This is a genomic window from Rahnella bruchi (genome assembly GCF_003614975.1).
GTDB classification, from domain to species: domain Bacteria; phylum Pseudomonadota; class Gammaproteobacteria; order Enterobacterales; family Enterobacteriaceae; genus Rahnella; species Rahnella bruchi.
Window position 1 is genome coordinate 1 of record NZ_QZWI01000007.1, and the last position, 25,993, is coordinate 25,993.

Sequence of the window (25,993 nt, forward strand, 5' to 3'; positions counted from 1 at the left end):
ACATTGCGGGCGGGATGTTGCTAATTGCTTTTTCTCTGCACAGCCTGATCCCGTAATTCATCATTTATAGCGACAACGTCCGCTCTTGGCACACAGTAGACAAACACCTGACGTTGAAGGTCTGCTGAGAGCGAACAGCGGACATTTGATTAATGTCAGCAATGACATTTTCTAACTCCACCTAATCCTTGTGAAGTCTGTAAAAAAGCAAGTTGAAAAACTCCGCTTGCGGTAAATCGTATTAGGTTAAAGCCTCCGCTGCCGGAGTTTACCGAATGGCGCAGCAGGCAAACCGGCGCGTTCTGGCCCGGTGCTGATCGCCAGCCCCCTGTATCTTGTATGTCTCTACTGAGAGCGCTTGCCTGCCTGCTAATTAACGGATCACACTGACATTTTCCAGTTTCACCGGGGTTTCAGGCTTATCACCGACCTGCATAGCGATTGGAACGAAGATATTAAGCTCCTGGATCCAGGCTAGTTTGTCACTGCTGGACACTTGTCCCTCATTGGTTGCACTGCACTCAACTAACAGATATTTCCCGCCGAACACCGGCGAAAGGGTATTTGCATCGCCCTCGTTTGTCACTTCACATCGTAATGTGGAAGCCGTGACTTTCTTATCGGCGTCAATACTTTCCCACTGCGCCTGATAACGTTGCCCTGTGACTAGCGGGAAGCGCAGATCCGTCTGTAATTTATTGAGCAACGATGCCCCAGAGCTAATGGACATGGTGTATTTAAGCTGTAGCAGATTGGCCAGCGTTAACCGTTGCACCGTCCAGATACCGTAATCTTCCAGCTTGCGTACGTAACCATCGGGTTGCGCATCCAACTGCACGGCGACCTTAGCGAGCGCGCTGACTTCGGTATAACGAACCTGTTTGAAGCGTGGAAGCGCCCAGGGTTTAATCAATGACTGAGCCTGATGCTCAATGGCAGCAGTAAGAGGATATTTTTTCAGCCACTGCGGATTATTATTGCTCAGGTCGGGCATTGATGGCCCCATCACCGTTGACGCCCGCTTATTCGCGGCAGGCACAAAATGCCCTTCGGCAGTAAATTTTTTCCCGGAGGGTAAATCGCAGAACTCCCTGAAACGCTTCATCATCTGAGAGGTGATTTCAAAGCTACTTTGGCGGCGAACAATGTCAGCCGTTATGAGTGAGTCCGTCACGCGCCCCTCGCTGTCAAAGTTCATCGCTGCAACAGCCTTACCCTGATGGGTCTTGCAGTTGTATATGTAGTGTTCAATCTTTAATACCAGCGGCGCGTCGTAAGGCGGCTCCCAGACGATATCTGCCATGTCATACCCCATGTGCACGGATAAGTTATCGCCAGTGTGCTGAATACTATTCACATCGACCAGATTGGTGATGCCAACCTCTGACGTGGCGGATAACTTTTCCCACCTGACCTCTTTTATGGGGAGCTGACAAACCGTACGGACATCCTCCGGTGTCATTTGCTTATCATCCTGTGCCGGTGCATATCGCAGATAGCTGTTGCCGTATGAGCGCGTGGAGGTATAGCCCTGGTCATTCAATAAATCCATGTACAGAAGCTGTGCCTTCCCCTGTTTACAGTCAACAGAACGCCATTGCTGAGCTGTCTTTCCGTTGCTGAAGTTCAGAGACACCATATAATTCACACGATCGTGAATTCTGACAATGGATAAGGGATTCGTACCGCCGCCTGTCAATGTGGGCTTTTCAGCAGCCTGAGAGAAAGCAAGAGGGAAGAGCGACAGAAAAATAAGCGGGCGAACTGCAGGTCGAACGAAGTACATACATGTTCCTTCATATATTGACTGAGAACTAATGGTATCGGCAACAGGGGGGAAATTACTAGTCTGGCTTGATATGACCAAAAATATCATTGGTATGAGAGGTTACTTTCAGCCGATTTAGGCGGATGGCTGCCAATACGCAGTAGAGCGACTCCGAGCCCATTAAATCTCATATCCACATCTACCGTGGAGTTCATGACTTGGTTGAACTAACCATCTGACTATTTATATGTGACCTGCTCCCCGATGATTGACACCGACTGTTGTTAGCTACTTCCGCCCCTGGCACATACCGGACATTTGCCGCTATGACCGAGTGTTTTCGTAAGGCTAGGCCTCAAACATCTCCGCCCCGATATAAGACCCTTCTTTCGGTGCCGGAGGTACGAAGAAGATCCCTGAACCGATGTGAGAGATGTATTCGTTAAGCGCGTCGGATGCGCCGAGTTTAGTCTGCAAGGCTTCGAACTGCGCCGGGTCTTTCTGATAGCTGATAAACAACAGTCCGGCATCAAGTTGCGCCATGTTATTTAGCCCGTCGGTGTAGTTATAAGAACGGCGGAGGATTTTAATCCCGCCGTTGTTCTCATGCGCTGCCAGACTGATATGTGCAGTCGCCGGGATCACCAGATTGCCATCGGCATCTTTTTGGGTGAACTGAGGAGTATCAAACTCTTTGGTACCGGTCAGTGGCGCACCGGAAACCTTATGCCGTCCGAACACATTATTCTGGTCACTAACCCGGTCAGTATCCCAGCTTTCAATGTGAATTTTGATTTTCCGCACCACCTGATAACTGCCCTGCTGCTGCCACGCCGGACCGCCATCTTTGATCCAGACATATTTGTCAAAATCTGCTTTCTCGGTGATGTTGCGGGTGCCGTCTTTAAAGCCGAACAGGTTACGCGGCGTGGACTGCCCTTTACCGGCAGATGCGCGGCCAAAGCCCATCACCGTCCAGCGGGTTGCTGCTGCGCCGGTGCTTTTGGCGATACGCGCTAAATCGCGGATGGCGTGATAAGCCACCTGTGGATCGTCAGCACAGGCCTGCAAAGAGAGATCACCGCCGGTCAGTTCCGGCTGCATATCGTCACTCGGCAATTGCATCAGTTCGCGCATCAGTTGCGGTTTTTGTTTTGCCAGTCCGAAGGTGTCAGTGAAAACGCGCGGTCCCAGTCCGACAGTAACGGTCAGTGACGCCGGACCGAGATCCATCGCTTCGCCGGTATCCATGCCCACGCCGCTGTCGCGCGCCGGTTCCACCTGACCGATAATGCCGCCTTTCATTAACTGCGCAATTGCCGATGACCAGCGTGCCAGCAACACCTGTAAATCCTGGCGGCTGGTGGTGGTCAGGTCAAAGGTCATGTACATGATATGCCGCTGTGGCGGCGTGGTGACGCCCACCTGCCCGCCGTTACCGTAAAACGGATACTGCCGCGACAGATCGATTCGGTCTTCAGGGTCATGCGCCGCCACCGCCTGACCATGCGCATGGGCGACCGTCGGGATCGCCAGTGCGCTGGCACCTGCTACCGCACCCTTGAGTAAATCACGGCGGGAAAACTTACCGGCCTCCCTGGCCGGTTCGCGTTGTTCATTCATTTATCAGGCTCCCTTATTTGCCGCGACTTTCTCACCGATTTTAGACAGAGGTTCCTGCAACGCCTGAATAGAACGGCTCAGCTTCGCAGCATCAGAGGCTTTGAGTTCAGCGGTGTAATATTTGTATCCGCCGGGAACGCTGGTATCACGGTAGGTTTCCAGCAGCGTATGGACAGCAGTGAATTGCGCAGCAACCTGCTTAGTCAGCGCCGGATCGATTTTTTCCAGACCCGGTTGCAGGAAAGCAAACGCCTGTTGCGCGCCTTCGACGTTACCAGCGAAATCCACCAGGTCAAAGTGGCTGAACGCTTCTTCTTCGCCGTTGATTTTGGTGTTCTGCACTTCTTCCAGCAGGTCTGCGGCACCGTTGGCCAGATCTTCCGGTTTGTACGTCAGGGCTTTAGTCAGCGTATCCAGCTGCGCGACGTTTTTCTGCAATTCAGCCGCCAGCTGTTTGGTTTCAGGGGTGATTTTTCCCTGACCGAACAGGTCACGCTCAATGGCGTGGAAGCCGTGCCAGCCCGCTTTCGGATCCAGATTTGAGCCACGCATGTCGATCAGATAATCGAGGTTGCCGGAATTATCGGTCGCCTTGAAGCCCGGCAGCACAAAACCGTCGACATCAGATTCGATACGCTCATAGAACGGACGCGCTTTGGCGTAATCCGCTTTGGCTGTCGCCAGGTCACCGGCATCGATATCCGCTTTCAGGCGGTTGACCGCCACGACCATCGCATCCACTACGCCATTGACGTAAGTAGCGTAATCTTTGGTGCCCTGCGCCAGAATCGTCGCAGTGCTGCCCGCGGGTTGCGCGGCACTTTTACCGGTCACGGTAAAGTCAGCCATCTCATGTTCTGCGCCCGGACAGTAAATCTGATATTTGCCGCCATCCAGCGTCAGGGTGAATTTAACCGCAGGAAGCCCCGGAGCCAGGTTCTCTTTTTCGCCCAGAATACGGTTGTTGCTCAGCAGTTCCAGCTCGGTAATTGCCGTCGCGGTTTTATTGACCACGTTAAACGTTACCGGTCCGGCTTTTGCCGAATTATGTTCCACCACACAGGTGCCCCCCTTGTCGCCGGTCATGGTGATATTCACCTGTGAAACGCCGTTAGTCACCGGTGCCTGCGAAGCACTGGCTGGCGCGTCCAGCGAAAACATCAGCAATGCCGTCAGGCCCGCGGCGGTCATCAGCGATTCTTTTTTCTTAACATTCTTCTTACGCATGAATTTCTTATCCTTTATTTTTAGGCAAATTGGTGTGTGATTGGGAACCGAAAGACAGGTCATATTCCCTGATAACAGATGACCGTTCGTGACGGAATTTCAGTAAAACCCGCAGTGCAGATACAGCAAAAATCAGGGCCAGTGCCGCCAGCAAAGCGGGCAGCATGTAAGCCCAAAAACGATAAGTGTCCTGATAAGTTTGTCTCTGTTGCAGAACGTCAGAAACATGCTGCAGATACGCGCTGCTCACCTGCCAGTTGCAGGCAGAAACATCGGCAGTCGGCGTGCGTACTGTTACCGTGCGCGGCGATTGCAGGCCGCTGCCGGAAAGCGTGATCACTTCCTGGGCCTGTCCGCTGGCGTCGAGTAAAGCGTCCCCGGCAGCAGACGCCTGAACGTTGCAATGCACCGTCCACTGCGCCTGATACGGTCCCGGATGCATCGCCGGGTTCAGGCCGATGGGGATACGGTTACCGTAAAGCGCCACCACCTGATCCAGCGTCACTTCGTCCGGCGCACCATAGGGGGTCACGGATTTTTTGATATTCCATTCGCGTATTGGCAAACCCGCGCGTTCACCGGGGATAGCGGCATCGGGCGCAAGCGCTATCTGGGTTATCTTGCCAGCGGCGGATTGCACACTGAGCTGATAGCCGTTACCGGCGGTGACGAGAAGTTGCAACTGACCGGCAGGTGTTTGCTCCGCGCTGCTCACCAGCGGCGCGCTGCCCGGCAGTTGCAGGGTAAACGAGGGATAAAACAGGAAAAGCGCCAGCGCAGCGAGTGCCATCACACCAGCGAAAGCCAGCGACAGACGCGCTGCTTTTTCCGGTGCAGGACGACGGTGTGCAGGCCAGTACACCATTACCGAAACAATGCCGATATACAGCACCCAGGCTACAGTCTGAATCTGATTCGGATCAGGCGGAATGCCCAGCACGCCGGTGATCAGCGCTGAACGGATAGTGCCCGGCGGAACCAGCCAGGACAAGTCGGCAATACGCTGCTGGCCGATATTCAGCCAGCCCGCTTCGTGGGCGGTTTGCAGAGAAGTAATGATGAGACCGCCCGCCACCAGGATCAGGAACAGGCCGGTAAAGCGGAAGAAGCGCGACAGATTAATGCGGATGCCGCCAAAATAAATACCGCAGCCGATGATCACCGCCACCACAAGGCCGATGACTGCGCCGACCGCAGCCCACATCGCGGACTGCGCCACCGAGAAGGTCGCCAGCAGAAAGACACTGGTTTCAAAGCCTTCTTTCAGCACCGCCAGAAACGCCATGCTGGCCAGCGCCCAGGCACTGGACTGGCTGATAGCCTCAGCGGCGTCGGTTTCCAGCTCCTTTTTCATGTTGTGCGCGTGGGTGTTCATCCACATGATCATGCCGGTCACGAAGAACACGGCGACTGCGCCGATCACCGACTCCATCCCTTCCTGACTGGCCTGCGGCAAGGCGCGCTCTGTCATTTCCAGTGCAATGCCGACAATCACTGAGAGCACCAGCGCCAGCACGACGCCGACCCACATCGCAAAAAGACTTTTGCCATTTTTACGTAAAAAGGCCGCAATAATGCCGACGATCAGCGCGGCTTCCAGGCCCTCACGCAGACCAATAATAAAGGTGGCTAACAAAGGTAACTCCAGCAACAAGAAGCATTATCAAATTATTAATGATAATTGATATCAGTTAGCCGCATAACTGGGAAGGAATGGAGTATGAGGATTTGCAACAGATTGCGTGAGAAATGACATTTTGTGGTAAAAAGTGCGTTTTTTGTAACCAGTTGAAAATATCTGAAATTCCGCCACTTCCTTGTGGCCTGCCCATTTTGAAACGCCGGGGCTCATTGCTACGGGAAAGCACCCTTACGATGATCATTGCTTAGACTTCAGCCAGATAACTCCCAGCACGGCCAGCAGGATAAACACGCCGAGGGACGCATAGGCAAGCCAGTCGTTCACCTGTGAGAGGACATCGCCGGACATCCAGCCCACTCCCAGCAGAACCCCGGTTTTGGGAATGGCCGCCACAATGTTATAGAACAGAAACGGCGCCAGCGGCATGCGCGACATACCGGCAGCAGTCAGTACCAGCGCGCCTGCGGAATGCGTCAGTTTACCCAGCACCAACATGCGCCCGCCCTTGCGGTCAAAACTGCGCACCACTTTTTCCAGCCGCTCCTGCGTCAGCCCGAGGCGCGACAGCCAGCCGGGTGGCGTTCCGTCCGGCCTGATAACCCATCGCCCCAGCGAGTAAAACAGCAAATCCCCGAACACTTCCACGGCCATCACCACGGCAAAAATCCCCGTTAAACTTAAATAGCCGAGACGCGCAAAATAACCGGCAATCACCGTCACTACCGGCCCTTCCAGGATGGCCAGCGGCGTCATGATCAGTAATCCGTGCGCACGGATGAGGGCTTCAAGTGAATCGAGTGAAAACATACTTTCCTCATGCAGCATAAAAAGCTAAAAAACGCACTTTGCGTTAAATATTTTCTTTCAGCCTTGAAATTATTAACTTCCTTGTCTATTACTTAACGTGAGTGATAAAGCGTTGTTTTACCGCAGGGTTTGTCACCAACAGGGTAATTATAAAATCGCTTATGGCAAGCACAGTTTATTCCCGTGATGGGGATTCTGACATTTGAGGCATACATGAAAAAAATTAGCGTAGTAGTGGCAGTAGCTCTGACCGGCCTGATCTCTTTCAGTGCTTTTTCCGCTCAGATGATGAAAAAAACTGAGTTTAAAAAAGTAGAATCTCAGTACACCAAACTTGGCTCAGTGAGCACCTCGAACAAAACGTCCCAGTCTGGCGCAATCGAAGATCTTTCCAAGCAGGCTGATAAGAAAGGCGGCGACGTCTTCGTATTAACCTCAGGCAACACCAATAACAAAATCCATGGCACTGCCGACGTTTATAAGAAAAAATGAGTAAGAAAAAATAAGTCTGCGATGTCGCAGTAACTTTAAGCATTAAACAAAAAGCCCGTTTTTATACGGGCTTTTTGTTGGGCATTTTTCATCCCCTCAACGCAATACAAAATCAGAGGGCATCCTTGCCCTGCCATCAGAAGCGGATTTTTATCCCGACCGTGCCGCTCACGTCATTGGAAATCTGACTTTTCGAGCCGCCGTTCTGGTAGCTTTTACCCACTTCGGTATACGCCTGCACTTCGCTGGTCGCCGCCCACGTCGCACCCAGCGCCACTTCTGTGCTGCTGTAACGCTGATCGGACGTCAGTGAGGTTTCACCGGCGTTGTTGCTGGTATTGACATAGGTGGTGGTGTCGCTGCCGTCTGACAATTCCTGCCACAAGTTAACCCGCACATACGGCTTCACGGTGCCGTGTTCGGTGTCGTATTGCGTGGTCAGACGCACGCCCAGGCGACCAATCACCGCATCATCCGCGCTGACCGAGGCACGGGTTTTGGCATCGCCCGGAATAATCACGCTGTCGAAATCACTGTGCTGCCAGATAAGCTGCGCCTGAGGTTCCAGCGCCCAGCTGCTGTCGCCCAGCTGATACGGTTTACCCACTTCGACCGACGCAATATAGGTATTGCCATCCGGACTCAGCGAGTCATGACTGCCCGGCATAGTGAGATCAATACTGTGATTGCCGTACTGCAACACGTTATCGACGTAGAATCCGTTGTCCGCCGTCCAGGTGGCGTAACCGCCCAGATAGAACGCGGTATCTGAGGTGTAACCCGCCGGACCATAACCGCCGGAATTCGCGCCCTGATAGTTGGTATCGATATCCAGCACCGTGGTGTACACCCCTGCCCGCCAGCTCTGATCCTGATACAAATCGACACCCGCCTGCATGCCGTTCATCCGCGAATCTGACTGGGTAGAGGTCGCATCGTTAAGGCTCTGATGGGTGGACTGAGCAATATACCGCGCCCAGAAACGTCCTTCCTGATCTTCCGGCGTTGCGGCGTTATACGGTTTTTCGTCCCCGACGCGCTGATGCAGCGTGCCGAGCACCGCGAGATCTGCCTGACGTGCCATACTCGCCAGACCGTCGAATACCGGCACTTCAGGACGGTAACTTGCCCGCAGGAACCAGTCTTCCCCCGCGCCCTGAGCGTTGGCAGCAAACAGACGGTACTGGAATGCGCCCGCATCCAGATGGTCGGCACCCAGCGTGAAGGCATCTTTAGTGGTTTGCGCGGTGGTCGTCGCGCCGTTCAACGCTTCAACCACAGTGATACCGTCACCGGTGGTTTGCTCGCCGAGCTGACTGACATCGATATCCAGACGGGTGACACCCGTCGCCGACCCGCCGTTGATCACCAGACGATCCGCTACGCCCGGACTGTGCTGCTGAGCAGCAATTTTCAGTACACCGTTCATACCTACATAATCGCCGTTAACCGTCAGCGTTGAACCGACATCGCCGCCGCGCAGATTAATGGTGCCCTGGTTAATCACCGAGCCCACCGTCTGGCTGTTACCACCGGTATCGAGCAACGCACCGGCGCTGACGATATGGTCGGATTTGGCGCTCAGGGTATTGGTGCCGTTCGCCAGCAAGGTGCCGCTTTGCACCAGCGTAATACCGGAATAACTATTAATGCCGCCCAGCACCGTGGTGCCGGATCCCTGTTGCCAGACCTGACCGGTTCCCGAGATATCGCCCGGCAGAGTCAGCAGATTAGAACGATTAATCTGCAAGATGGCGTTATCAACGATATCGCCGACGATGCTGCCCTGTTCGCCGCCGTTACCTAACTGAAGGTTCCCCCCGCTGATGGTGGTGACGCCGGTATAGGTGTTGTCGCTGTTCAGCGTTAAAGTGCCGCTGCCGGTTTTAGTCAGCGCGCCGTCGCCGCTGAGAACACCGTTCATCGCCACATTATTGCCGTTGGTGTCCACCGTACCGCCGCCATTTTGCAGGCTGACGGCGCGGCTGGTGTCAAAGGCGCTGCCATAAAGCAGCGTGCCGCCGTTAAAGCCCAGCCCGGTACCGGACTGACCGAGGTTGTTGTCCGCGGAAACCTGCAACGTACCGGCTGTGATTTGTGTGCCGCCGCTGTAGGTGTTCGCCCCGTTGAGGACTAACGTACCGGCGTCCGTTTTATCAATGCCGCCGCTGCCCGCGATTTGTGAATTGATGGTCGCCACATACTTAGCGCCTTCCGCCGTGCCGTCGCCGACGCGGATTTGCGTGTCCGCCGTGCTGGTGGTGATCACGCCGTCGTTAATCACATATCCGTCGGTCGCAAACTGCGCGCCGCTGATCATCACCGCGCCAAGGCTGTTATCTACCGTCACATTGCCTTTCTCGCCGCCAAAAATCGCGAAGGAGTTATTGCTGAACGGAGCGTTGAAACGACCGTCCGGATTGGTGACATCGGTTGACCAGTTGTCATTGCCGGAGCTGTTCTGCCAGATGCCGTCGCCACCGTTGATCTGACTGTCGTTTTTGTTGGCGCTGTCCGCGCCGTCCCAGAACCGCAAGATAACGCCGGTGCGATTCACCAGGTTGACCTGATTAGCCACCGACGTCTGCACATACATGTCATCCGCAGCCGCCGGAGCCGTACCGATATCCAGCGTATTATCCGTCAGCGCGCCGGTGTAATTGATGACACGGTAAATACCGACATCAAACGTCCCGCCCGGCGTCTGGGTGATATTCAGTTTGCCGTTCAGATTCAGGTCACCGTTGACGTTAATCAGGTCATTGAGACTGCCGCCAGCGGTGAAGGCCTGGCCGAACTGGAAATCAAGTTGCGAGTTCTGATTCAGCGTCAGCCCGCCCGTGGTCAGCACACCGACGCTGTTGAGATCCGCGCCCGCCGCCAGATGACCGTTATCCGCCACGGTGACGTTGCCGCCCAGCGTGCCGTTACCGCCAAGCGTTGCGCCTGAAACCACGCTGACTGCGCCGGTCGCCGCCTGCTGATTGCCGTTGACCAGCAATACACCCTGCTGAACATCGGTCGCGCCGGTGTAGTTGTTGTCGCCGGTCAGCGTCAGCGTACCGGTGCCGGTTTTGGCAAGACTGCCGTTAACGCCGCTGATAATGCCGCTGATGCTGTCATTGAGATTGAGCGCACCTTCAATCAGCTGCGCTGCGCCCAGCACCACATTCCCCGCACCGGAAAGCGAACCGACTGACGTACTGCCGCTGACGTCCGCGATATTGACCACGCCGCCTGCGTTGTTGGCGATGGTGCTGCCCGCAGCGGTTGACTGACCGGCAAAGGCCACCAGCCCGCTGTTGTTGATGACTGAACTGCCGCCATCCGCCTGACCGCTGAGATCCATCTGCGTACCGGAGGCCAGCGTAAACTGCCCGTTGCCGCCGCTGGCATTATCGTTCAGCCGGACTGCCGCCCCGTTGGTGGCATTGATAATGCTGTCTGCCGCCGACGCGGTGTCATTGAAAGTGAGAATGCCGCTGTCGAGCGCAAAGCTGTGGGTTTCGGCGTTCGCATCGTTATTGAAATTGACGGTGCCTTGCTGGTTAACGGTGATCAGGCTATTTGCCGTGCCGAACACGCCGGTGGTATTGGCATCGACAGCGACGGTGGTTGCGCCGTTAGTGCCGGTAACGGTGGTCGGCCCCTGATACGTATTCGCCTGATTCAGTTCCAGCAAGCTGTTAGCTGTGGCGGCAGAATCCAGCACCGTCAGTTGTCCCAGCCCGCCGATCACGCCGGTTGGCGTGAAGGTGTGACCATACAAATCAAACTGACCACCGCCAAGACGACTGAGGAAAATCAGACGGTCGGTGGTGAAGTTATCGCCAATCTGTAGCGTCGAGTTGTTGTTTATCAGTATTGATGTGCCCGCTATCCCGAGGTTCTGGTCGGAGGAAACATTCAACGTACCGCCGAAGATTTCAGTCCCACCGGCGTAAGCGTTATTACCGGTCAGGATCAGCCTGCCCGGATCAGATTTGAACAGTTTCAGAACCTGACTGCCCGGCCCGGCGGTCACGAGATTGGCGTTGATGGTAGCCGTATCTCCGGCACCGGCACCGCCCGCGCCAACGCGGATGATGAAGTACGCATCCGCCGCCGTTTCGCCCTGATCCCGGTAAGCCGAAACCGGTGTGAGGTTAGTGGAACGGAACATCGTCAGCGGATCGCCATTGAGCACGTAGCCGTCGCTGTCGAACTGTATCCCCGCCGCAGTGACCGGATTGTAGAAGTTACTGACCGTGACCGTGCCTGCTGTGCCCTGAAATACTGCGAAGGATGCCTGGCTCCACGGATTGTTGCCAAAGCCGGTGGACGTAGTCCAGTTGTTGGTATCGCCCACCGCTCGGGATTGCCAGACGCCATTGCCGCCATCGACCTCATTGTTACCCGAGGTGCCGTCACCGTGGTTGCTGCCAAGCAGATCGCCGTCCCAGAATTGCAGCGTGGAGCTGGTTTGCGGTGAACTCAGCACCAGGTTGACCTGACTAGGGATCGATGTCTGCACGCCATACGTACTGTCGCTGCCCGGTGGCAGTGTCGTGACTTCCAGACCATTATTCGTCAGCGTGCCGCCATAGCTATAAAGGCGATACAGCCCCGGCAGGAAGCTGCCGCCGTCGGAAACCGTAACATTCAGTTGTCCGTCCAGCGTCAGGTTTTGGGCAACATTCACGAAGTCATTCAGCGCACCGCCTGCGGTGGTGAACTGCCCCAGCTCGAATTTATTATTGGTGGTCGGTGAAAGATTCAGACTGCCGTTGATGTTCAGCGTACCCGCGCCGCCGTCACCCGGTGAAAGCGTGGTATCTGCCGCAAATGTCACGTCACCGCCAATCGTGCCGGTCCCGCCAAGCGTTGTGCCGCTGGCCACCGTGGTGGCGCCGGTCGCACCGGACTGATTGCCGTTCACCAGCAAGGTGCCGCCGTTCACCTGCGTCACGCCCTGATAGGTATTCGCACCGCTTAACCGCGTGGTGCCGCTGCCGGTCTGGTAGAACGCACCGGTTCCGCTGATCACACCGCCCAGATTAACGGTATCGGACTGATTAATATTCAGCACGCCGTTATCAGTAATATTGGTCAGCTCAGACAATGCGCCCGGCGCACCGCCGTTGCCAAGTTGCAGCGTGCCGCCGCTGTCAATCAGCGTATTACCGGTGTAGGTATTTTCACCAGTCAGAATAGTGGTGCCGCCACCTGTGCGTTCCAGTCCGCCGGTGCCGCTGATAATGCCCGAATAAGTTTGCGTGGCAGAAAGGCCGTTAAACACCAGCAGACTATCTCCGCCGTCGGTGCTGACGTCGTAATTGTTGATGCTGGAAAGCGCGGCATCCGTGACGTTGTCACTGCTGCGCAATGTGCCGCCATCGGTAACCTGAATCAGCGGTGTGCCGGAAAGTTGCAGATTATCCACGACCTGCACATCGGCGCTGGTTCCGGTGACCGTCAGCGTGCTCCAGCCGGTGCCGATATTGGTCACCGGCAGCGCATCGGCCACGAGCGAACCAATCTGCGCTGAACCTGCGCCCGCATGGGTATTGGTGAACGTCAGCGTGCTGTTGCTGCCGCCTTCACTGAGAATGTGGGAAGTGGTGGTGAGATCCACATCGCCGATATTGGCGCGATCGTTACCGTCTGCACCGGTGAAATCCACCGCGCCATTCAGCGTGCCACTGTTCCAGGTAAAGGTATCGGTGCCGGAGCCCAGATTGATCAGCCCGGTGGTCGCCTGCGTGCCGGAAAGCGTGACGTTGTCACTGCCGCTGCCAGTCAGTAAGGCGGTCGCCGTATTGCTGGCAGCGCTGAGCGTCCCCTGATTGGTGACGGTGTTATTTGCTGTACCGCTGGCGTCAATGACGACGGAGTTCGGACTGGCATCCGTAATTGTTCCGGTGTTGATAAGGGTGCGGTTGGCCGCCGTGCCGTTGATGCGGATCAGCGCCAGCGGATTGAGCGCACCGGTGGCATTAATCGTGCCGTTATTGGTGAACGCGCCCGCGTTGGTAGCGAGAACTGATGTGTTGGTGTTACTGCTGGTTTGAATGTTACCGTTATTGGTCACCGCGCTGGCATCTTCTGCGGATATCGCCGCGCCGCTGGTTGCGCCCATAGTGATATCCGCACCGGAGGTTACGCTGCCGTTGGTTTTTGCCAGGATCCCGTTACCGTTCGCGCCCGTCACATCAATGGTGTAACCGGTGCCGATAGTCAGATTACCGGTCGTATTGCTGCCGTCAGTCTGTTCAAACGCAAAGCCCGCGCCGCTGCCTGACACATTAAGCTGGTTGCCGGAACCCTCGGCATCGAAGGTTACGGCGGTACGGATTGCCGGGCCGTCAGCCGCGTTAATGGTGACGCCGGTCAGGTTAATATTCGAGGTGTCAGCCTTATTGTTGATGCCCGCGCCGGTACCGCTGATATCAATTTGCGTATTGCTTGCCGTCAGGGACGAAGATCCGAGATCCATCAGGATGCCGTCTGCCCCGTTGCTGGCGGTAATATGGTTATTCGTTCCGCTTATCGCCAGAGACGCACCGTTACCCACCAGCTGCACTGCCGCCAGACCGCCATTGGCCGTCACGTTCCCGAGCTGCGTGACCTGCGCGCCTGCGCCCTGAACTTTTACCCCGACGTTATTGCTGCCTGCGGCACCGGTCACCGTGATGTCACGCAAATTGGTCAGCGTGCCTTTATCCTGAATGTACACACCGATATTGTTAGTGCCGTTCACGTCGATTGGCGCGTTATTGTTGGCAATACCGCCGTCGTGCAGGTAAATCCCGATATTGTTATTACCCGCCAGGCTGGTGCCGTCGCTTTCGATGTCCACGGTACCCAGCCAGGAAATGTCATACCCTTTAATGCCGCTCTGGCTGGCAGTGGTGCCGATATCCGCTCTTGAAAGCACATTGGTCGCCAGCGCATCCGCACTGTTGCCGATGGTGCCGTCAATCGAATAGTTACGACCATCGACCACCACGGCGGTGGCGTCGTTATGCTCAAGCAAAATGCCGCCGTTATTGATGGTGCCGGTCGCGCCGCCGGTGATTTTCACCCCGACCGCATTCTCCCCGCCGACGTGGATCGTCGCTAGTCCGGTATCCAGCGTGGTCAGCGAGTCATCGCCGCCGCCCGGCTGACCGTCTGCGCCGGTATCAAGTCCGTTGGCAAATACACCGGTAGAACCGGCACCCGTCACCGTTAACTGATACGGGCCAGCGTTGCCCGAGTCACCGTCAAACTGCGCGCCATGGTCGATAGCAAACAGGATAGACCCCGCCTGTCCGTTGTCTTTGATGATGGCACTGCCCAGATTGATTTTGGCATTCTCGCCATAGGCGTAATAACCAATCTGATTGGTGTTAGCGAAATTCAGGAGCGCATTAGTGCCTACGTTGATGGTCGCCTGTCCGCGTGCATGAACACCAATCGCCCCGGCAGACAGCAAGTTTATCGCCGAATTAACCGTAGCAGTCGCCTGATTACCGTTCAGCCCTTCAGCGTAAACGGCATAGTTACGGTAGGTGAACGGGTTACTGTCGCTGCCGCCATTATCGCCTGCCGCTCCGACAGTAATCGTTCCTGCACTGGTGGAATTCACGGTGGCGGTTGCCGTTCTGGCCAGCAGGTTGATCGCCACGTTGTTTTCACCAAACACACGGATAATGCCGGTATTGGTGACGTTGGTAGTGTCGGTGGCGGATAAGCCGTAGTTTTGCGCTGCTGAACCGTTGGACAAAATTTGCCCCAGCACGTTAATGGTGCCGCTGTTGAGTACCGTGCCGGTGCCGCCATTGACCAGCATGCCGACAGCATTTCGCGTCAGCGTACCCAGCGTGATGATACCGTCGTTGGTCACGTTACCGGTGCTGCTGGTGCGGACACCGGCAGACTGCACCGCACCGCCGACCATAGTGGTCGCAGAAGGTGCCGCGGTGGCGGTCACCGGATCGGTGCCGACATAAATATTCCCGCCGGTGGTGTTGGTAAACGTCGCTGCGCCGGAGATATCCGCGCCGTATCCGCTCGCGCGCCCGTCAGCGTTATGGGTGTTACCTGTCACCGCAATGCTGCCGCTGTTGGTGGCGGTGGTGGTGCCTTGCGCCTGCATACCGGTCGCACCATCGGTGGTGCCATCGGTCAGCGCAACGTTGATATAACCGGTGTTAGATAACTGGCTGTCACCCAGTCCCTGCATGGCGATGCTGCCCTGATTGCTGACATTCTGGTTGGTGCCCTCTTTTTCGAGGAACAGTCCGGCATTCAGGGTGCCGTTGTTGGTCGCGGTGGCGTCGGTCGCCATCATCCCCACGCCCGCCGGGCTGGAGCCGCTGCTGCGCCAGATATTGATGTTGCCGTCGTTGGTCAGTATCGCGCCGTTGTCGCCACGCATTACCGCCGTTGCCCCGTCCACGGCCAGACTGCCGGTGCTGGTGACGGTGCCCGTCGCGTTCGCGCCTGTGGCGTATATTACGTTAAGTTCGCCGGTTGCCAGCGTGGCGTTATTGGTGTGAGCGAGCATGTCATCCCACACGTGATAGGTCAGATCCACGCGGTTCTGCTGCTCGGCACTGAGCAAACTTTGAATGATGGCGTTATAGGTATTTTGCGCGATCACCGGTGAATCAATCACCGCCCCGCCATTTTGTGGCGGCAACGTCACCCCGCCGGTCAGCCAAAGCTGAACCTGACTATTTTCGCGGCTGGTTCCCAGCAGGAAGTCGTTCACGGTGGCAATATCTGCCGCCGAGTTAATGGTAAAGGTCCTTGAACCGGCCTGTACGACCCTTCCGGCCACCAGTACATAGTTCGGCAACGTAATCGAATCGTTGTATTGCGAACTGACCGCAGTTTCATTTTGCAGATCACTGGATATCACCGCTGCCGGTGCGAAATGCACGTAGTTATCCGACTGCCAGTTCACAGCGCTGGCTGCACCGGCACTGCCATCGGCTTTGGCCAGCGTGGAGTTTTTCGCCAGCAGTTCGAGGGTGTTCGCCGCAGCAGCTATCGGCGTGGTGCCGCTGGTGTCTGCGCCGATATTAATATTCGCGGTGCCGCCGGTGGAGGCCACGCTGGCGATACCGAAATTATTGTAAATATGGAAAGAGTTCGGATCGTAAACGTTCAGTGGCAAATCACCGACCAGTGAGGTGCCGGGGGCAGAAAAGGTCGAGGAATCATAAACTTTGATGACGGCATAACTGCCATCCAGCCCCGGTACGACTACGTTCAGTTCCTGATTTTGTTCCGGAACCGCCTGACTGGTGGAATAGCTGAAAGTATCGATATTGGCTGAGGTAATCGGCGTGACGACGTTATTGGAGTCAGTCGCCTGGATCACGGTGATGCGCCCCGGATCCGCGTCTGTGCCTGTGCTGTCGATCAGCCCGTTGCGTACCAGTAACTGCGTGGCGCTGCCGTCAGTGCCCGCGGCAATCGTTGGGATTGGCCCCAGAATATTGAGCGTCGTTCCGGCGGCGTAGTGTGTCGCGGTGGCGGTATCGCCATCAATAGTGAAAGCAAAACCCGTTTCCCGCAAAATGTCATAATTAGTCAGCGGCGGAAAATTATAAGTCGGATAAACATCAGCCCAGTTCACATCATCCGCCAGAGCGGGCGCTGCCGTCAGGGCCAGTGCCAGAGTCGCCGCTAATTTTGTGCGTCCGGATCCTTTGCGATGCCCTTTGGTTGTTTCAGGCGCGGCAACCCACGCAGACCTGATTTCACTCCACACCAGACGATAGATCTTATTCATGAGTCAGTTCCATCAAGAGAATTTTATAAGGCGACCGTTGTGGTCAGGCGCAACGCAAACAAGTTGAACAAGAGAAAACAAAAGGGAGCGAGGTAATATTTCCTTACCTCAAACTTAATTTTAAATATTCTGAAATTTCACTTACGAATTCCTAACATAAAGGTAAGCTACACTTACAAAAACGCAACTTTTTACTGATGAAATAGTGACTTCGCGTTCATTGCGCCTGAATGCCATATTTAAAATGAATAAAGGGAAAAATTATGCTGCTATCCGCCCCGCTGATGCTGGTCATCATAGGACTGGGATCCTTGCTGGCGCAGTGGCTGGCCTGGTTGTTAAAAATCCCGGCCATATTGCCTTTACTGTTGCTGGGGGTCGTACTCGGGCCAGTGACACACATCATTCAGCCTGACGCCCTGTTTGGGGATCTGCTGTTTCCACTGGTATCCATTTCGGTCGCCATCATTTTGTTTGAAGGCGCTCTGACGCTGCGCGTGGATGAAGTGCGCGGGCTCGGCGGTGTGGTGCGAAATCTGGTGACCATCGGGATGCTGGTGACGTTCGCTGTCATCAGCCTCGCCTGCTGGTGGCTGCTGGGGTTTGAACCGGAACTGGCAGCGCTGGTCGGTGCAGTAACGGTCGTGACCGGCCCGACAGTGATTGCGCCGTTGATGCGCGTAGTGCGTCCGAATGCGGCAATTAACCAGGTGCTGCGGTGGGAAGGGATTGTGATCGACCCGGTGGGTGCGATTTTTACCCTGCTGGTGTTTGAATTTATTACCCTGCGTGAACATGCCGAATCGCTGACGCATCTAATCTGGACGCTCGGGGAAACCGCCGCCGCAGGGCTGGTTCTCGGCTCAGTATTTGGTTACGTGCTGGGTGTCGCGCTGCGCCGTGTGTGGATCCCCGCGTATCTGCAAAACCTCGGCGTTCTGGCGGTGATGCTGACCGCTTTCGGGCTTTCCAACGCGCTGGCGGATGAATCCGGCATGCTGACCGTCACAGTGATGGGCATCTGGCTGGCGAACATGCGTGATGTCGATACCACTGACATTCTGGCCTTTAAGGAAGAACTTTCGGCCATCCTGATTTCAGCGTTATTCATTATTCTGGCGGCACGACTGGATATTCATGCGCTGATTGAAATGGGCTGGCCGCTGATTGGCCTGCTGTTAGTGGTGCAGTTTATCGCCCGACCGCTGTGTATTGCGGTCTCGACGTGGCGATCTTCCCTGCACTGGCGCGACCGCCTGCTGCTGTGCTGGATTTCTCCCCGTGGCATCGTGGCTGCGGCAGTCAGTTCACTGTTCGCCCTGACGTTACAACGCATGAATTATCCTCAGGCCGACAAACTGGTCACGGTGGTCTTTGCCATTATCATCGGCACCGTGGTACTGCAAAGCCTGACCAGCCGGGGAATTGCGCGCATGCTTCGGGTACAGCAGAAAACGCCACGCGGCGTACTGATTATCGGTGCAAACAGCGTAGCGCGGGTGCTGGCAAAAGTGCTGATGAAGCAGGACATTCCGGTGCGCCTCACCGACAGCAGCTGGGAATATTACCGGCAGGCGCGGATGGACGGTATTCCGGCCTATTACGGCAATGCGTGGTCAGAACATGCGGAGAATTTTCTCGATCTGAGCGGCGTATCGCAGGTGCTGGCGCTTTCGCCAAACCGCCATCAGAACGCGCTGGCGGTCTATCATTTCGGCCATATTTTCGGGCGGGAAAACGTGTTTGCCGTACGCTCCGGCCCTGCGCTCAAAGGCGCCCGCTCACAGGAAAACAGCCGTTTTCAGCGTCACGAAGTGCTGTTCAGCAGCGATGCGACCTATTCGAAACTCAGCTCTTTACTGGCCAAAGGCGCGGTGATTAAAGCCACCCACCTCAGTGAAAGTTTTGGCTGGATAGATTATCTGGAGAAAAACAGCGGCGTGCTGCCTCTGTTTGCCGTGAGTGAAAACGACACGCTGGTGGTGCTTAAGGACGGCAATACTCCGCCGGTTCCCTGCACACTGATTGCGCTGGTGCAGAACGAGGCATAAAAAATCCGCGCCGCTGATTCACCTTAATGGACAGCGCCGCGGGCTTTTTTCGTTACCGGTTACGCCAGCTCCGGCCAGCGCGCGGTCGGATACAACGCCATACGGATGTTGAACAGGTGGAACAGCGGCGTGAACAGTTTGATATCCTCACGGCATAACGCTTCAAGCCTCACCAGCGCCTGATTCAGCTCATGGAGCAAGGAATCCGGCGGCCCGATGTAGATATTTTTCAGCCGCTTTTTGATGTAATTATTAATCTCATACATCAGCACTTCGGTCTCAACGTTATGATTTTTCAGTACGTCCTGATGACGGGCGTAAAAATCATAGCAATTCACACCCAGCCAGATTTCGGTGATCAGATTCCCGCCCAGCGCCACCTTCGGTGATGGATCCGCTTTGTTACGCGGCAAAATAATGTTCACTTTATCGAGCATGCTGGCGACATATTGCTGACGTCCGCGCAGCGATGAAGCATTGATTTTGATTTCGCTGGTGAACTGCAAAAGCTCTTTAATGCCTTTACGCAGTGCACGTTTGGCAGTCCACGAAGGCCGTTTGTTACGGATAAGCGCGGTGGTCAGCAGCGCAATCATAATCCCGACAATTGTCGAAATCGCCGCATTCACAATCACCAGCACATCGGGTTTAAAATCGTGACCCATACCGATAAAACCGGGGATCTGCGTGGCGATTATCAGGCCGATAAAATTGGTCGAAGGATTAGCAATCACCAGCCCCAGCGCCAGAAGACCCGGCGCCAGACAGATAATCAATGCCTCAAAGGTGTTCGCCATCGGGATGAAGATAACGGCATAAATCACGCTGATCACGATGGCGATCAGCACCCCTTTCAGAAACACTTTCATCGAGGCAATCGGGCTGTCGAGCGAGGCAAAGAATGAGCAGATAACCGCCGCCATCATCGGCGCAGAAGCACCGTCGCGCCAGCCGGTGCCTATCCAGAACAAACAACCGATCATGGTCGCGGTGAAAGCGCAAAACGCTGAAAGCAGGATCATCCCTTCATCAATATGCTTTCTGAGCCCCAGTTTAATTTTGCTGCGCTTTTTCTCTTTGCTGAACTGCGTGACCCGCTCGGTTACGCCGTAATAGGATTCAGTGATGTGAACAAAGTTTTGCAAACGCTCAAGCAGACCGGTGAACAGCAGCCCTTCCTCCGGCGTCATTTCACCCCTTTCATAAAGATTTTTGATGCGGGCCTGCGAGGCACGGATTTCTGCCTGAATGCCTTTTGCATTGCCGCTGAGTTCAGCGCTGTTCAGCCACAACAGGAACTGACTGAAGGTCTCAGAGACAAAATCAGGAAACGCAATTTGCTGTTCGGCCAGCAGATTAAGGCGCTTTTCAATGGCCGTCAGCGTGGGGATCAGATACGAGAGGTGCTGATACTGCGCCATCACTAAACGGATCAGCCTGCGCGCGGAATCCCCTTCAAACACGCAGTGGGTGATCAACGTTTCCACATTCAGCGGGTAATTCGCCATCTGCACCAGAATATGTTCGCGTTCCGGCAACGGATCTTTGGCGGTCACGGTCAACAATTCATTGCACAGCTTTTTGGCGCTTTCGTACCAGTTATTGACGCTGTTCTCCAGCAAATTACGCATGCGCACCGGAAACACCAGCATGTGGATCAGCGTGCTGCACACAATCGCGACGGTAATTTCTTCGACGCGCGAAATCACCGTATAAGTGATCGACATCGGAGTATCGACATCAGCAAATCCCATGATCGCCGCGCTGTAACCCGCCAGCATAAAAACATAGCCTTTCGGCGTGCGGTCATGCAGTGAAAGATACAGACAAAACGCCACCCACAGCGACACGCTGAGGCTGAAAAGCACCGGATCGGAGACGGTAAACGGATAAACCAGAAAGATAAAAACGCCGCCCAGCACGGTGCCAAGAAAACGGTACGTGGCTTTGGAAAGCGTGGACGCCGAATAGAGCTGTGAAATGACGTACACCGACACCATGGACCAGGCCGGTTTATCGAGATTGAGTTCGAGGGCTATATATAAGGCTAAAAATGCCGCAATACAGGTTTTGACTGAGAACAAAAGCGCATTTTTTGTTAACCATTTCATCGTTAAATCAACAGCTCAGCGTTTTTCAAAACACCATTTTATACGCTGCAAATTCTTGCACCAGATTCAAGATTGTAACAAAACATACCTGACTATTAATCACTATGTAAAATCAGTACCTTCCTACATAAAAATCCACGCTTTCACGTGGATTCGCTGGTCTGATGTCTGGCTGCACTCTGAATAAAATCAGTGGATTAAAAAGGGCGGATGATAGCCATAATGCCGATGATGATTACGCCAATGACAATCACGCTTCCGGCTTTGCGCACCAGAGCAAAATCTTTGGCGGGCTGACCGCTGGCCAGACGACGTAAGTTGCCAGAAAGCAGGCCATGCAGCGCGGACAGCACCAGCACCACGACCATTTTGATCAGCAGCCAAGCGTGCGGGAACTGGCCGTAACTGACAATCATCCAGATCCCCGCCAACCACAGCAGGATCATCGCCGGACTCGTGATACAGCGGTTCCATTTCTGCACGCTGACGGCCAGCGCCCGCAGCCTCTCATCTGTGCCTGTCCCTGAACCCGCACTGCGAAACACCACGCTGACCAAAGCCAGTGCCAGCAACCCGCCAGTCCACAACACGCCTGCAATAAGGTGTAAGGCGTTCAGCCATTCATGCATCATATTTTTCTCCATAGGTTAACGACAATGCTGCCCACCGGATGAGTCCAACCTGCTGTCTCTCCACGGCTTTTGCCGGATTATGTCCCTTTCCCACAATAAAGGCACGGGCAAAATCGTCACTTTTTCTTATCGCCCTCTGGCTTTACAAGAAGTAGGTAGACTGGTATACCTACTGCAAATTCATTGCGACGAGAACACCCATGTCCACATCAGACTCTTCACCACAAAGCGCCCGCGACCGCCTTCTGGGCGCGGCAAGGGTGCTGTTTTATAACGACGGCATCGCCGCCACCGGCATTGACGCCATTATCAAAAGAGCCGGTGTCGCGAAAAAAAGCCTCTATAACAACTTCGAATCTAAGGCTGAACTGGTGGCGACGTACATTGAAATCCGGCATGACGAATGGCTGCAACTGTACGCCAGCAGACTTGAAAACGCGGTCACGCCGAAGGAGAAAGTGTTGGCCGTTTTTCAGGCTTATGACGACCACGCGGAGTTTTCCTACGAGCGCGGATTTCGTGGCTGCGGCCTGCTCAACGCCGCCGCTGAACTGCCTGCCGGTGCACCAGGACGGGTGGCGGTTCGCGGGCATAAAGAACAGGTGGAGGCGATCGTGAGCGCGCATCTTGCTGAGCTGTTCCCCGCTGATCTGGCTAAAGCGCAACTGATGGCGCGTCATTTCTCGTTTCTGCTGGAAGGCGCAATTTCGCGTGCCGGACTGGAAGGCAACGGCGAGTGCGTCCGTCAGGCAATGGAAATGGCCGCTGAAATGATGGAGGCGTCATGATGGTCGCCCGCAGGGAGCGCATGACAGGGATCCTCGCCGTCCTGTTCGCTTCCGTGTTATGGGGTTCGACCGGCACCGCGGCGACCTTTGCGCCCGACGTCAGTCCGCTGGCCATCGGCGCGGTGGCAATGGGTCTGGGTGGATTGTTGCAGGCGCTGATTTCCGCCAGAGGCATTATTGCCAGCCGTCACAGATTTCGCCAAAACTGGCGCATGTTACTGACCGGCGCGCTGGCAGTGGGTATCTATCCGCTGGCGTTTTACGCTTCCATGCACCTGGCTGGTGTCACGGTGGGCACGGTGATTTCTATCGGTTCCGCCCCGCTGTTATCGGCACTGATTGAGTATTCGCTCGACGGGCAACGTCTGTCGCGCCGCTGGATGACCGGCGCTGCCATCGGCGTTGCGGGGATGATTTTGCTGTGCATGGCCGAAAGTGCGGGTCATGCGGCAACCGGTCAGAGTTCCGGCGTGATTGCAGGCATGGGACTCGGGCTGATTGCCGGTCTGACTTACGCCCTCTATTCCTGGGCGGCGCGTCATTTGATGCAGCGTGGGATCGGCTCACGCGCCGCGATGGGCGCCACTTTCGGGCTCGGCGGCGTGTTCCTGATGCCGGTATTGTTCGCCACCGGCGCGCCACTGCTGGCGTCGTGGAATAATGCCGCGGTCGGCGCATATATGGCGCTGATCCCGATGTTCGTCGGCTACGTTTGTTTCGGCTATGCGCTGGCGCGGATCCCGGCCAGTATGGCGACCACCATCACCTTGCTGGAACCTGCCGTCGCGGCGGTATTCGCGGTGCTGATCGTCGGGGAGCGGCTGCCTGCACTGGGCTGGACGGGCATCGGGCTGGTGGTGCTGTGCCTGATTTTTATCACCGTACCGCTGAAAAAACGCGCCCACCTGCCAGTTTCTGCATAAAAAAATGGCTCCTGAATAAGGAGCCATTTTTGTTTCTGCGTGGTTAATCAGACAGTCACACTGCCGCAGGCGCTTCCAGAGACGCCATATCAATCACGAAACGATAACGCACGTCCGCTCTTTCCATACGCTCAAACGCTTCGTTAATTTCTTCCATAAGGATCATTTCACAATCCGGCAGAATGTTTTTCTCGGCACAGAAATCGAGCATTTCCTGAGTTTCGCGGATCCCGCCGATAGGTGAACCGGCCACGCGACGACGGCCCAGCAGCAACGGAACGGTGTTGAATTCGTCCATCGGCCCGACCTGCCCGACCAGCACCAGCGTGCCGTCCACGTCCAGCAACGGCAGGTACGGCGTGATGTCATGTTTTACCGGCACGGTATCGATGATTAAATCGAAATGATCGTGTGACTGTGCCATGGCATCGCTGTCCGCGCTGACCAGCAAACGGTTCGCGCCCAGCGCCAGGGCATCGGCTTCTTTGGCATTCGAACGGCTGACCACGGTGACATCCGCACCCAGACCGACCGCCAGTTTTACCGCCATATGGCCCAGACCGCCCAGACCAATCACGCCCACACGGCTGCCCGGTTTGACGTTCCAGGTTTTCAGCGGCGACCAGGTGGTGATCCCGGCGCACAGCAACGGCGCAGCTTTGGACAGGTCTAACCCTTCCGGCATACGCAGACAGAACTCTTCGCGCACCACTAAATGCTTGGAATATCCGCCCTGTGTCGGTTCTTTGGTGAAACGGTCATACCCGGCGTAAGTTCCGGTATTCCCTTCACGACACAGCTGTTCTTCACCTTTTTTACACTGGTCGCATTCCTGACAGCTGTCCACCATGCAACCGACCGCGACATGATCGCCAATCTTGTAACGGCTGACCTGACTACCAATTTGGGTCACGCGTCCGACAATCTCATGGCCGGGAACAATCGGATAATAGCTCCAGCCCCAGTCATTTCTCGCAGTATGCAAATCTGAATGGCAGACACCGCAGTACAGAATTTCCATTGCCACATCGTTATCACGCAGGCCGCGACGCTCAAAGGCGTACGGGGCAAGCGGTTTTTTAGGATCGTAGGCCGCAAATCCAACAGTTTTCATCAGTCAGCTCCTGAGTCGTTAATGACCCATCTACTATAGATTTAAAGCCCGCAGCAACAAGCCACAGTTCTCTTTATTTCTTGCCTGATCCTGCCAACCTGCATGCTTAGGATTTACGTTCCGGCAACTGACTCAGCCACTGGCTGCGGTATTGTGAGGGTGAACGGGCGGTACTTTTCCTGAAAACGCGGCAAAAATAGTTACTGTCGACAAAACCGCAGCTGTTCGCTACTTCTTTAATTTTCAGCTCGTAGCCTTTTAGCAGCAATTTCGCTCTTTCCAGCCGGACATGATTGAGATATTCGCTGAAACCGATATCGCCGGATTTGCGAAACAGGTGGGAAAGATAATTGGGCGTAATGTGAAAACGCTTCGCGACGTTTTCCCGCGTCAGCGGCAGCGAGGCATTTTCTTCGATGTACTTTTTGATCACTTCAAACAGCGCGCCGCTGCGGGTGAGAATTTGCGCGCGGTTAGCCAGCTGTTCCTGGCAATGACTCAGCAGTCCCGCCACCACGCAGCGGGCGGTTTGCTGATCGTCCGGATTGGAGACAATTTCATTCATGGCCTGCAACAGAAACGACCCGACGCGCGGTCCGAGGCGCGGGACGCTTTGCTTATCTGTGCCGGTAAATTTTTCCCCGTCCCAGAACTGCAAACTGAACCCGAGCTTTTCTTTACTGAACAGAATGCTGAGTAAAATGGCGGGCCGCTGCCAGAGCGTCAGGTTCCATTTTCCGCCGGGAATATAAAGGGCGTCGCCTTCGCGTAACAGACCTTTGTCGGCCAGCACGCTGCGGTCACGCACTTCGCCTTCAATCACAAATTCAATACGCGGGAAGCTGACCAACGACGCCAGTTCGGGCGGCGGCTGAGAATTATCGGGGAACCGGATGGCGAACGCATCGCTGCCGGAAACCGACCGGAAGAGTGTTTCTATCACGTCTGGCAGCATGGCACTCTCTCATTGATTTCTTTTCAGAATAACATACCCGTAACAATTTCGGGCTGAAGCAGAAATCAGAGAGTGTGAGCGGGCTCAATGCCCG

14 protein-coding genes are annotated in these 25,993 nt (G+C 55.3%); 4 read left to right on the forward strand and 10 right to left on the reverse strand.

Annotated features, from left to right (window positions below; all coding sequences use genetic code 11):
* Positions 1-373 precede the first annotated feature (373 nt).
* The 5 genes from D5398_RS13440 to D5398_RS13460 all read right to left on the reverse strand — a co-directional run bounded on the left by D5398_RS13440 (position 374) and on the right by D5398_RS13460 (position 7,067).
* Positions 374-1,552 carry a hypothetical protein gene (locus tag D5398_RS13440; protein WP_244216762.1) on the reverse strand — a complete coding sequence of 393 codons (1,179 nt, stop codon included), beginning with the start codon at positions 1,550-1,552 and terminating at the stop codon, positions 374-376.
* A gap of 564 nt (positions 1,553-2,116) precedes the next feature.
* Entirely contained in the window at positions 2,117-3,391 is a 1,275-nt protein-coding gene (efeB, locus tag D5398_RS13445; RefSeq protein WP_120508090.1) for an iron uptake transporter deferrochelatase/peroxidase subunit, read from the reverse strand.
* Between the two features lie 3 nt (positions 3,392-3,394).
* Positions 3,395-4,618: an iron uptake system protein EfeO gene (gene efeO / locus D5398_RS13450; protein ID WP_120508091.1), complete on the reverse strand. Its 1,224-nt coding sequence runs from the start codon at positions 4,616-4,618 to the stop codon at positions 3,395-3,397.
* A 7-nt stretch (positions 4,619-4,625) separates the two neighbouring features.
* Positions 4,626-6,254, reverse strand: coding sequence for an iron uptake transporter permease EfeU (gene efeU / locus D5398_RS13455; protein ID WP_120508092.1), 1,629 nt, complete (start codon positions 6,252-6,254; stop codon positions 4,626-4,628).
* Between the two features lie 243 nt (positions 6,255-6,497).
* On the reverse strand, positions 6,498-7,067 hold the full coding sequence (locus D5398_RS13460; protein ID WP_120508241.1) for a DedA family protein: 570 nt from the start codon (positions 7,065-7,067) through the stop codon (positions 6,498-6,500).
* Positions 7,068-7,280: 213 nt separating this feature from the next.
* On the opposite strand from D5398_RS13460, the gene yahO reads away from it, so the two are divergent.
* Complete coding sequence (yahO, locus tag D5398_RS13465) at positions 7,281-7,559, forward strand: DUF1471 family periplasmic protein YahO (protein WP_120508093.1); 279 nt, start codon at positions 7,281-7,283, stop codon at positions 7,557-7,559.
* A gap of 136 nt (positions 7,560-7,695) precedes the next feature.
* Here the strand turns inward: yahO and D5398_RS13470 are convergent, their stop codons facing one another.
* Positions 7,696-17,325, reverse strand: coding sequence for an autotransporter-associated beta strand repeat-containing protein (locus D5398_RS13470; RefSeq protein ID WP_120508094.1), 9,630 nt, complete (start codon positions 17,323-17,325; stop codon positions 7,696-7,698).
* 263 nt (positions 17,326-17,588) lie between these two features.
* Between D5398_RS13470 and D5398_RS13475 the strand changes: the two genes are divergently transcribed.
* Positions 17,589-19,376 (forward strand): cation:proton antiporter, encoded by a 1,788-nt coding sequence (locus D5398_RS13475; protein WP_120508095.1) that lies wholly within the window; start codon positions 17,589-17,591, stop codon positions 19,374-19,376.
* 59 nt (positions 19,377-19,435) lie between these two features.
* On the opposite strand, the gene D5398_RS13480 is transcribed toward D5398_RS13475, so the two are convergent.
* Positions 19,436-21,487 carry an FUSC family protein gene (locus D5398_RS13480; RefSeq protein ID WP_120508096.1) on the reverse strand — a complete coding sequence of 684 codons (2,052 nt, stop codon included), beginning with the start codon at positions 21,485-21,487 and terminating at the stop codon, positions 19,436-19,438.
* Between the two features lie 197 nt (positions 21,488-21,684).
* A complete protein-coding gene (locus D5398_RS13485; protein ID WP_120508097.1) occupies positions 21,685-22,119 on the reverse strand; it encodes a CopD family protein in 435 nt (144 codons plus the stop codon).
* Between the two features lie 200 nt (positions 22,120-22,319).
* On the opposite strand from D5398_RS13485, the gene D5398_RS13490 reads away from it, so the two are divergent.
* Positions 22,320-22,907: a TetR/AcrR family transcriptional regulator gene (locus D5398_RS13490; protein ID WP_120508098.1), complete on the forward strand. Its 588-nt coding sequence runs from the start codon at positions 22,320-22,322 to the stop codon at positions 22,905-22,907.
* Positions 22,904-23,830, forward strand: a complete 927-nt coding sequence (locus tag D5398_RS13495) for a DMT family transporter (RefSeq protein WP_120508099.1) — start codon at positions 22,904-22,906, stop codon at positions 23,828-23,830. Before D5398_RS13490 ends, D5398_RS13495 begins: the two co-directional genes overlap by 4 nt.
* A gap of 55 nt (positions 23,831-23,885) precedes the next feature.
* Here the strand turns inward: D5398_RS13495 and D5398_RS13500 are convergent, their stop codons facing one another.
* Both D5398_RS13500 and D5398_RS13505 read right to left on the reverse strand, forming a co-directional pair.
* On the reverse strand, positions 23,886-24,944 hold the full coding sequence (locus D5398_RS13500) for an NAD(P)-dependent alcohol dehydrogenase (protein WP_120508100.1): 1,059 nt from the start codon (positions 24,942-24,944) through the stop codon (positions 23,886-23,888).
* A 106-nt stretch (positions 24,945-25,050) separates the two neighbouring features.
* Positions 25,051-25,899 (reverse strand): AraC family transcriptional regulator, encoded by an 849-nt coding sequence (locus D5398_RS13505; protein ID WP_120508101.1) that lies wholly within the window; start codon positions 25,897-25,899, stop codon positions 25,051-25,053.
* Between the last annotated feature and the right edge of the window lie 94 nt (positions 25,900-25,993).

What these genes read in the sequence shown, in the direction of transcription:
- D5398_RS13500 (WP_120508100.1), bottom strand. Translation starts at nt 24,944, where the DNA reads ATGAAAACTGTTGGATTTGCGGCCTACGATCCTAAAAAACCGCTTGCC.
- D5398_RS13495 (WP_120508099.1), top strand. Translation starts at nt 22,904, where the DNA reads ATGATGGTCGCCCGCAGGGAGCGCATGACAGGGATCCTCGCCGTCCTG.
- D5398_RS13485 (WP_120508097.1), bottom strand. Translation starts at nt 22,119, where the DNA reads ATGATGCATGAATGGCTGAACGCCTTACACCTTATTGCAGGCGTGTTG.
- D5398_RS13475 (WP_120508095.1), top strand. Translation starts at nt 17,589, where the DNA reads ATGCTGCTATCCGCCCCGCTGATGCTGGTCATCATAGGACTGGGATCC.
- D5398_RS13490 (WP_120508098.1), top strand. Translation starts at nt 22,320, where the DNA reads ATGTCCACATCAGACTCTTCACCACAAAGCGCCCGCGACCGCCTTCTG.
- efeO (WP_120508091.1), bottom strand. Translation starts at nt 4,618, where the DNA reads ATGCGTAAGAAGAATGTTAAGAAAAAAGAATCGCTGATGACCGCCGCG.
- D5398_RS13460 (WP_120508241.1), bottom strand. Translation starts at nt 7,067, where the DNA reads ATGTTTTCACTCGATTCACTTGAAGCCCTCATCCGTGCGCACGGATTA.
- D5398_RS13470 (WP_120508094.1), bottom strand. Translation starts at nt 17,325, where the DNA reads ATGAATAAGATCTATCGTCTGGTGTGGAGTGAAATCAGGTCTGCGTGG.
- D5398_RS13440 (WP_244216762.1), bottom strand. Translation starts at nt 1,552, where the DNA reads ATGGATTTATTGAATGACCAGGGCTATACCTCCACGCGCTCATACGGC.
- D5398_RS13480 (WP_120508096.1), bottom strand. Translation starts at nt 21,487, where the DNA reads ATGAAATGGTTAACAAAAAATGCGCTTTTGTTCTCAGTCAAAACCTGT.
- efeB (WP_120508090.1), bottom strand. Translation starts at nt 3,391, where the DNA reads ATGAATGAACAACGCGAACCGGCCAGGGAGGCCGGTAAGTTTTCCCGC.
- D5398_RS13505 (WP_120508101.1), bottom strand. Translation starts at nt 25,899, where the DNA reads ATGCTGCCAGACGTGATAGAAACACTCTTCCGGTCGGTTTCCGGCAGC.
- yahO (WP_120508093.1), top strand. Translation starts at nt 7,281, where the DNA reads ATGAAAAAAATTAGCGTAGTAGTGGCAGTAGCTCTGACCGGCCTGATC.